This window comes from Halalkalibaculum sp. DA384 (genome assembly GCF_043951955.1).
In the GTDB taxonomy this organism is placed as follows: domain Bacteria; phylum Bacteroidota; class Rhodothermia; order Balneolales; family Balneolaceae; genus JAMQKA01.
Genome location: NZ_JBINJE010000021.1, coordinates 64,189 through 72,714 on the forward strand (window position 1 = coordinate 64,189; position 8,526 = coordinate 72,714).

Annotated in this window: 8 protein-coding genes; all 8 read left to right on the plus strand. The window is 51.0% G+C overall.

Annotated elements, in window-relative coordinates:
- The first annotated feature begins 35 nt into the window (after nt 1–35).
- Nucleotides 36–971: an N-acetylornithine carbamoyltransferase gene (locus tag ACG2E4_RS12600; RefSeq protein WP_395276777.1), complete on the plus strand. Its 936-nt coding sequence runs from the start codon at nt 36–38 to the stop codon at nt 969–971.
- Complete coding sequence (gene argB, locus ACG2E4_RS12605; protein WP_395276778.1) at nt 972–1,745, plus strand: acetylglutamate kinase; 774 nt, start codon at nt 972–974, stop codon at nt 1,743–1,745. It begins immediately after the preceding gene.
- On the plus strand, nt 1,742–2,821 hold the full coding sequence (locus ACG2E4_RS12610) for a M20 family metallo-hydrolase (protein ID WP_395276779.1): 1,080 nt from the start codon (nt 1,742–1,744) through the stop codon (nt 2,819–2,821). The genes argB and ACG2E4_RS12610 overlap by 4 nt, the downstream gene beginning before the upstream one ends.
- Nucleotides 2,818–4,104, plus strand: a complete 1,287-nt coding sequence (gene argH, locus ACG2E4_RS12615) for an argininosuccinate lyase (RefSeq protein ID WP_395276780.1) — start codon at nt 2,818–2,820, stop codon at nt 4,102–4,104. Before ACG2E4_RS12610 ends, argH begins: the two co-directional genes overlap by 4 nt.
- Nucleotides 4,105–4,224: 120 nt before the next feature.
- The gene (proC, locus tag ACG2E4_RS12620) at nt 4,225–5,025 is read left to right on the plus strand and encodes a pyrroline-5-carboxylate reductase (protein WP_395258004.1); all 801 of its coding nucleotides are present in this window, start codon (nt 4,225–4,227) and stop codon (nt 5,023–5,025) included.
- A gap of 134 nt (nt 5,026–5,159) precedes the next feature.
- Complete coding sequence (locus tag ACG2E4_RS12625; protein ID WP_395258001.1) at nt 5,160–5,612, plus strand: RrF2 family transcriptional regulator; 453 nt, start codon at nt 5,160–5,162, stop codon at nt 5,610–5,612.
- Nucleotides 5,613–6,164: 552 nt separating this feature from the next.
- Nucleotides 6,165–7,184: a hypothetical protein gene (locus tag ACG2E4_RS12630; protein WP_395276781.1), complete on the plus strand. Its 1,020-nt coding sequence runs from the start codon at nt 6,165–6,167 to the stop codon at nt 7,182–7,184.
- A gap of 278 nt (nt 7,185–7,462) precedes the next feature.
- On the plus strand, nt 7,463–8,125 hold the full coding sequence (locus tag ACG2E4_RS12635) for an energy transducer TonB (protein ID WP_395257997.1): 663 nt from the start codon (nt 7,463–7,465) through the stop codon (nt 8,123–8,125).
- The last annotated feature ends 401 nt before the right edge of the window (nt 8,126–8,526 follow it).

An 8,526-nucleotide genomic window follows, 5' to 3' on the forward strand; every position in this document is an offset into this window, starting at 1 on the left:
ATTGAACGAATAGTTTTTATAAAAATCATTGACAAATGAATAAATTCACCCAGGTTTCCGACGTCGAGGATGTCAGTGCGTTAATTACCGAGGCGATCCGCCTGAAAGCCGACCCGTTTCTCTCGGATATCGGTTCCCAAAAAACGCTGGCGATGATCTTCCTGAATCCCAGCCTGCGTACCCGTATGAGTACCCAGAAGGCCGCACAGAATCTGGGGATGAACACCATCGTCATGAATATGGGCAAAGACGGCTGGGCGCTGGAGTTTGAAGATGGCGTGGTCATGGATGGTAACACCGTTGAACACATTAAAGACGCCGCACAGGTGATCAGCCAGTATTGCGACATCCTGGCGATCCGGTCGTTTGCCAAATTCGAGGATCGCAAGGAGGATTACAACGAGCAGGTGCTCAACCAGCTTATCGAACACGCCTCCGTACCGGTGGTCAGTATGGAGTCGGCCACCCGGCATCCGCTGCAGTCGCTGGCCGACCTCGTGACGATTGCGGAAACAGGAATTAAAAAGCCAAAAATTGCGGTAACGTGGGCCCCGCATCCCAAACCGCTGCCCCACGCGGTGGTGAACTCCTTTTTGGAGTGGATTCAAACCACCGAGGCCGACGTAACGCTGACCCATCCCAAAGGGTATGAGCTGGATGAGGAGTTCAGTGGCGGCGTGGAGGTCAATTACGACCAGGAAGAAGCGTTGCGGGATGCTGACTTTGTCTATACCAAAAGCTGGGCCAGCTACACGCAGTATGGCCAGCGGCCGCCGGTCGAGGGCAACTGGACGGTTACGGCGGAGAAGATGAACCTGACCAACAACGGGCGGTTCATGCACTGCCTGCCGATCCGCCGCAACGTGGTGGCCGAGGATACCGTCATTGACAACTCAATTGTTTACGAACAAGCCAGGAACAGGGTATGCTCCTGCCAGGCTGTACTGAAAAATATTTTGGAGGCTCACTAAATGGATTCACTTCACGTCATTAAAATCGGTGGTAAAGTTGTGGCCGATGAACCACTGCTGACCGAATTTTTAGATGATTTCAGCAATATTGACGGGCACAAAATTCTGGTCCACGGCGGCGGTAACATCGCCAGTCAGATCAGTGACAAACTGGGCGTGGAGGTAAAAATGAATAAAGGTCGCCGCGTCACTGACAAAGATTCGCTCGATGTGGCTGCCATGACCTACGCCGGGCTGATTAACAAAAACCTGGTGGCCAAGCTACAGGCCCGCGGTTGCAACGCGCTGGGGCTTTCCGGGGCCGACTTGAATGCGATTAAGGCTTTCAAACGGCAAGATGCCGAAATCGATTACGGCTTTGTCGGCGATGTGGATGACGACAGCGTAAATGTTCCCGGCCTCAGCAAGCTGCTCAAGATGAACATTTCACCCGTCTTTTGTGCCCTGACGCACGACGGCCACGGGCAGCTGTTCAATACCAACGCCGATACGCTGGCGGCTGTACTGGCGCACTCCCTTTCCAAAAATTTTGAGGTTACCCTGACCTTCTGCTTTGAAAAACAGGGCGTTCTCGCTGATGTGGAGGATGATCGTTCCGTCATCCCCGAAATCGACTGGGAACTGTATGTCGAGCTTAAAGAAGACGGCACCATCCATGAGGGAATGCTCCCCAAAATGGAGAATGCCTTTAAAGCCCTGAACAAGGGCGTACGGCAGGTTGAGATCAAACATCCTGCCAATCTACTAACCAAAACAGGAACAATACTGACATGATGATTCAGACCTCTACTTCATTACATACCGAAGCGATCGAACTGCTTAAGCAGCTGATTGCCACCCCGTCCCTCTCCAAGGAGGAAGACGATACCGCGGAGGTCATTATTGACTTTCTCGAATCGCACGGCGTGACAACCCATCGCTTGCACAACAATATCTGGGCTACCAACAAGCATTTTGAGCCGGGCAAGCCGACCCTGCTGCTCAACTCGCACCACGACACGGTAAAGCCGAATGACGGGTACACCCGCGACCCGCACAGCCCGGAAGTGGAAGACGGCAAGCTGTTCGGACTCGGAAGTAATGATGCCGGAGGTCCGCTGGTCTCCCTGATGGCGACCTTTCTCCATTTTCACAATCGTGAAGACCTGGCCTGGAACGTGGTATTCTGTGCCTCGGCGGAAGAGGAGATCTCCGGTGACAACGGCATGCGCGCCGCCCGCGATGTACTGCCGGAATTTGACTGCGCCATTGTCGGTGAACCTACGCAAATGAAAATGGCCATTGCCGAGAAGGGATTGCTGATCCTCGATTGTACGGCCAGGGGCACGAGCGGGCACGCCGCCCACGACGGCGCCGACAACGCCATCTATAAAGCGATGAAGGATATTGAATGGTTCCGAACCTTCGGGTTCAGCCAGGTTTCTGAATCGCTGGGTCCCATCAAAATGACGGTAACGATTATCAATGCCGGCAGCCAGCACAACGTGGTGCCAGACCGCTGTACCTTTACCGTCGATGTGCGAACGACCGACGCCTACTCGCTGGAGGATGTGCTGCAAATCATTGACGACCACACGGAATCGGAGATCGCACCGCGCTCAGTACAGCTCCGGCCCTCCTCGATTCCAACCGACCACCCGCTGGTGACTACGGGAAAAGCGATGGGGATCGAAACGTATGGTTCGCCTACGCTTTCGGACCAGTCCCTGCTGCCTGTGCCCTCTCTTAAAATGGGTCCCGGCGACTCCAACCGCTCGCACACGGCCGACGAGTTTATCAAGCTGTCGGAGATCGAGGAGGGCATCGACACCTACATTGAACTGTTAAGCAAGGTTCTGACCATATCATGAAAGTCTGGGACAAGGGTTTCGACACGGAAACAAAGGTAGAAGAGTTCACGGTGGGCAACGACCGTGAACTCGATCTGCTGCTGGCAAAATATGACGTGCAGGCTTCCATTGCCCACGCCAGGATGCTTAAAAAAGCAGGTATTCTCTCCGAAGAAGAACTCGACGGATTGGTTACCGAGCTCCAACAAATCGGTATCGAGGTGGAGGAAGGTACGTTCACTATCGAGCAGGAGTTCGAGGATATCCACTCCAAAATTGAGCACCGATTGACGGAAGCGGTAGGCGATGCAGGCAAAAAAATTCACACCGGCCGTTCGCGCAACGACCAGGTGCTGGTCTGCATGCATCTGTATGCCAAGAGCGAGATTGAACAGATTAAATCACTTATCAAAAGCCTTTTTGACCGACTCATAGAACTGAGCGAACAGCACAAGGACGTACTGATGCCGGGTTATACCCATTTCCAGGTGGCGATGCCCTCTTCGTTTGGACTCTGGTTTGGCGCGTACGCCGAGCAGCTGGTTGACGATCTTCATCAGCTGAAGGCGGCATATAGTGTAGCTGATCAGAATCCGCTGGGTTCGGCAGCGGGATATGGCTCGAATCTCCCGATCGATCGAACACATACAACGGAAGAGCTGGGCTTTTCCACGCTTAAATATAATTCGGTGTCGGCGCAGATGAGTCGCGGTCGGCTGGAGCAGTCGCTGGCCACCGGACTATCATCTGTAGCAGCCACGCTTTCTAAAATGGCGATGGACGCCGTGCTCTATGCGGGTCAAAATCACGATTTTATCTCCTTCCCGGATGAGCTGACGACCGGCTCCAGTATCATGCCGCACAAAAAGAACCCGGATGTGTTTGAGCTGATCCGGGGCAAGTGCAACGCCATCCAGGCGCTGCCCAACCAGGTGGCGATGATCAACAGCAACCTGCCGAGCGGCTATCACCGTGAGTACCAGATCCTGAAAGAAGCGCTCTTCCCGGCCGTGGAAGTACTGAAATCGTGCCTGGATATGGCCGAGTTCATGCTGCAGCATATCGAAGTCAACAAACATATTTTGGATGACGAGCGGTATAAATACCTGTTCAGCGTGGAAGTGGTGAACCAACAAGTGGGCCGGGGCGTGCCGTTTCGCGAGGCGTACCGGGCGGTGGCGGAGCAGATTGGCAAAGGAACGTTCAACCCGGAGAAGCAGGTGGAGCACACCCACGAGGGGAGCATCGGGAATCTTTGTAATGAGGAAATCCGGAAGAAGTTTGATAACGCTTTTAAGGGATAGCTGTTTAACCGCAATACACGCAGTGATTTAACCTGGGTATTTTTGCGCATTCTTCGCGTCCTTTGTGGTTACATGACTGTTTGAAGAAAGAATTTAATCCAAAACAAAACGCACAACATCATGAAAAAAGAAGTAGCAATTCTGGGTGGAGGCAATCTCGGAACGGCACTGGCCAAAGGACTGGTCGGTACCGACGAAGCCCGTGATCAGTACAATGTAACTATCACCCGGCGGCGAGTAGAGCTGATCAAGCATCTGGAAGAGGATGGAATCAACGTTACCTCCGACAACCTCGAAGCTGTAGAAAATGCAGAGCTTCTCATTCTGGCGGTTCAACCCAACCAGATTGAAAAGCTTATTGAACAGATTAAACCCGTACTCGATCCGGAAAAACATATTCTGATCTCTGCCATTACCGGCCTGACGGATGAAGAAATTGCTGAATTGACCGGTACCGGCTTCCGCATCATTCGTGTAATGCCCAACACGGCGGCCGCCATCAACCAGTCGATGACCTGTATCGAGGAAACCCCTCATAAAGAGGCTGAAGAATCCACCGTAAACCTGTTTAAAACAATTGGTCGTACGCTGGTCATCGGCACTGAACTGATGGAGGCGTCTACAGTGCTGGGAGCCTGTGGCGTTGCATTTTTCCTGCGCTTTATCCGTGCGGCCTCGCAAGGAGGTATTGAAGTTGGATTCCATGCCGAGGAAGCGCAGCTCATTGCGGCCCAGACGGCACTCGGGGCCTCGGCCCTGCTGCTGGAGTCGGGCGGTCATCCCGAACATGAGATCGACAAAGTGACCACGCCCAAAGGCTGCACTATCGCAGGTCTGAACGAAATGGAACACTACGGACTTAGTTCAGCCTTGATCAAGGGGATTAAAACATCCTATGAAAAAATCGAAAAAATCCGGTAAGCGATCTGCCATGTGCGGCACATCCCGCCGGTGCCGCACCAATCTTCCGGAAGGGATGGCAAGTTTCTTCCTTGCTTGTTAAACTTATAGCAGCCAACTAAGACAACGTAGTATTAATTCCCAAAACCTTTTTCATGTTACTTTCCAAAGCTTGCGTATATGGAATCCGGGCTTCCCTCTTCATGGCCTCCAGCTCAGATAACAATTATATGCCGATCAGGGAGATCAGTGAAAAACTGGACATCTCTTACCATTTCCTAACCAAAATTCTACAGGAACTAACCAAGGCCGACCTTGTGGAATCCCTGAAAGGTCCCAATGGCGGAGTTCGACTGAAAAAGCCGGGAAATAAAGTAACCTTGCTCGAAGTGGTCGTGGCCGTCGACGGAATGGATCTGCTGACCGAATGTGCCCTCGGCCTGCCCGGATGTGGCGTCGAAAAACCGTGTCCGCTGCATGACCAATGGGCGGAAACCAGGGACGAAATCCGTAATATGCTGGAAGATACCACCCTCAAGGAACTGGCCGGAAAGGGCAAAGAGGGAAACCTTCGGATTTCAGCCGACGGGAGCTTCGACTGGCAGTAGATGAGCAGGGGATGTGTTATACAATCCTTTATCGAGCTCTGGTACCTGTTACTGTTTGGTAACCCGCAATTTTGAGACAGTCCGTAAATTGCACATAATGTTAACATGAGCTCAATATAACGTCCAACTTTAAAATTGTTTTTTAATTTCTTGGGGGCTGCACTTTAATCTCCCCTTGAGGGGAGCCCCGCTGAAGGCGGGAGGGATGTTATTCTCTGTTTTAGGCTTACACCTCCCGACCCAATCGCGCGCGAACCACGCGATTGGGCCTTCTTCAAGAAGGGTTTTTTGTTTCTATTTCAAGGTAAACGGGCATTCTGGTTGAGATAATTATGTCAAATTCAGGTTAATGTTAGTATATGCAGGTTCGTGCCCCGTTGATCTACTGTTTGGGACCTTTGCAGAACCTGCTATTTTGTTGGGAGGTGGTTGTATTACCGACCTTATTGACCTTTTAACGGGAGTACAACTCCCTCAGAACAAGGAATTGAGGGAGTTGCAAAGCCCTTTGTTTAAAAGTTCAGTTCCCGGTTTAACAAAATCCCGCTGCTAATGAAAAAAAAACTGATCTACCTTTTCTCAGGAGTACTGCTCTTGGTGCTTGGCCTGCTTGCCTATCATTTTTATGCGGCCCGCAATGCCGAACAGACTATTGACGAAACGATCCGGGAGATCGCCTCAAAATCAACCCCGAAATTGACGGTAGATTTTTCCGCTATCGAAGTGAGCCCTTTTTCCGGGGATATTCACTTCTCCAATATCAATATTATTCAAGACCGGAATATACAGCGCGCCACCTCAGCGCGGTTTAACCTGGCCTACACCGACTTCCTCAAGTTTATGGTATGGGGCACAGAATCAGGACTGAAACAGGTGGAGCACGGCGTGCTGGAACTTGCCGATATCTCCTACACCGACCGTGAAACATTCCTGGAAGTCAAGATGGATTCGCTGACCATCGACTACAGCGGAAATTTATGGAATCTGATTCTGCAGGCACTCACGAACCGGCCTGCCCAGCTTCAGCACAATATTAAAGCCCAGGGCCGGCAGTTTAGCTTCCACCAGCCGGAAGAGGGGATCGGATCCGTGCAGGCCGACTCCCTTTTTGCGGATGCCTACTTTGGGAAGCCCGGTAATGAAACCGACTCTCTGCAGAACAGGATCGAACTCTCAGGTATTACCTGGTCCCCGGTGCCCCCGTTCCGGGAGAAATACCAATTTTTTATCCGGGGATTTGGATTTCAACCAGAAGCGATCCCCCTCGCCGGGGCTTCACTCACGTACCAATATACGCTGGAAGACCACCTTTTCTTTATCAGCGAAATGAGGCTTGATTCCGAACTTTTTACCCTCACGCTCAATGGCCACTTTTTGTTGGATCCGGCCCAGTTCCGGCAATCGACCCTGAGAGATGCCACCCTGCGAATTCACGATACCTCTCCCCGGTTCCAGACATTCCTTCAACAGCTTCAGCAGATCACCAGTCTCAAGCTTCCGGATAACGGTACCGACCTGCAGCTCCGGCTGAATGGACCGCTGGCTAAACCGGATATAACATTTCAACCCTGAATCTTACATTACTAATATACGACCGAGCAGAAATACATGCAGTTTTTACAGGTTCGCGGCACAATATTTTCGGCCAAAAAACGTTAAACTCCACGAAAAAAGGTTAACACAAATCGTTAAACCGAAGGAGGAGATTTCACCCCGGTTTACACCCGAAAAATGAGCTGGAGGCAGATGTAAACGAGATACATTTATATGCTCCGATTATTATTTCTTTTGTGGATAATTCCGGGCTGGACCTCCCCTTTCATTTATTTAAACGACAAGAGGTGGTTACCATGGCTGATGATCGAAAAAAACCGGAGGCCGACCTGCGCAATTATTACACACTGCTCCTGGAAACAGGCCTCATTTTTGTCTTGGCGGTCTTCCTGGTTGCTATGAAAGTTGAGATACAGGCCGTTGAAAAAGAGGTGAACTTGACGGAAGAGCAGGAGGTCGTTGAAATTGAAGACATCGTACGGACCGAACAGCGCGAAAAGCCGCCACCCCCGCCGCGACCTCCCGTTCCGGTGGAAGTTCCCAATGATGAAATCATAGAGGACCAAAATTTTGATATCAGTGCGGACCTCAACTTGCATGAGAAACTCGAGCTGCCCCCGCCTCCCGATGATGAAGGAGCTGAAGAAGAGGAGGAAGACTTCTTCGTGGTTGTTGAACAGATGCCCAAGCTGAAAGGAGGACTGGCCGAGCTGCAGGGCTGCGTTAAATACCCTGAAATGGCCAGAAAAGCCGGTATTGAGGGGCGCGTTATCGTTCAGTTTATCGTAAATGAGCAGGGACAGGTGGAAAACCCTCGCGTAACCCGCGGCATCGGCGGCGGAGCTGACGAGGAAGCTGTCCGCTGTGTAAAACAGGCCGAGTTTGAACCGGGTCGACAGCGTGGAGAGCCGGTTCCCGTACAGTACAGCTTGCCGGTAGTCTTCAGGCTGCAAAACTAGGATATCACTACTTCGCGAAAAATAATTTCGCCAAAATGTATTGAGCAGCGGCGGGGCCGGAATTGCGTGAATGGTTTACCGGCCCCGGGTCTGCTTCTACATCTCCCTCCTTATAACTCCGCTTATTTAGTGCTTCCTTCCTCCAAAAGACACATTCTAACCTTTTCTATGACAGAGGTTCATACTAATGAAGGGGTAATCTGTGGCGCATTTGGAGGAAGTGGACCGCATAAATGCAAGGTTTTTGGGCAAACAAGGGAAACTCCTTGCACGTAATTGTCGTAATAAATACACTAGTGTCCTGTTAAAAAAACCATAATTCTGCGTAACTCATTGTATAACAATGATATATAGATTTTTTATTTTTTATCGATTTGAAATCAAAACCAATAATTGAAATT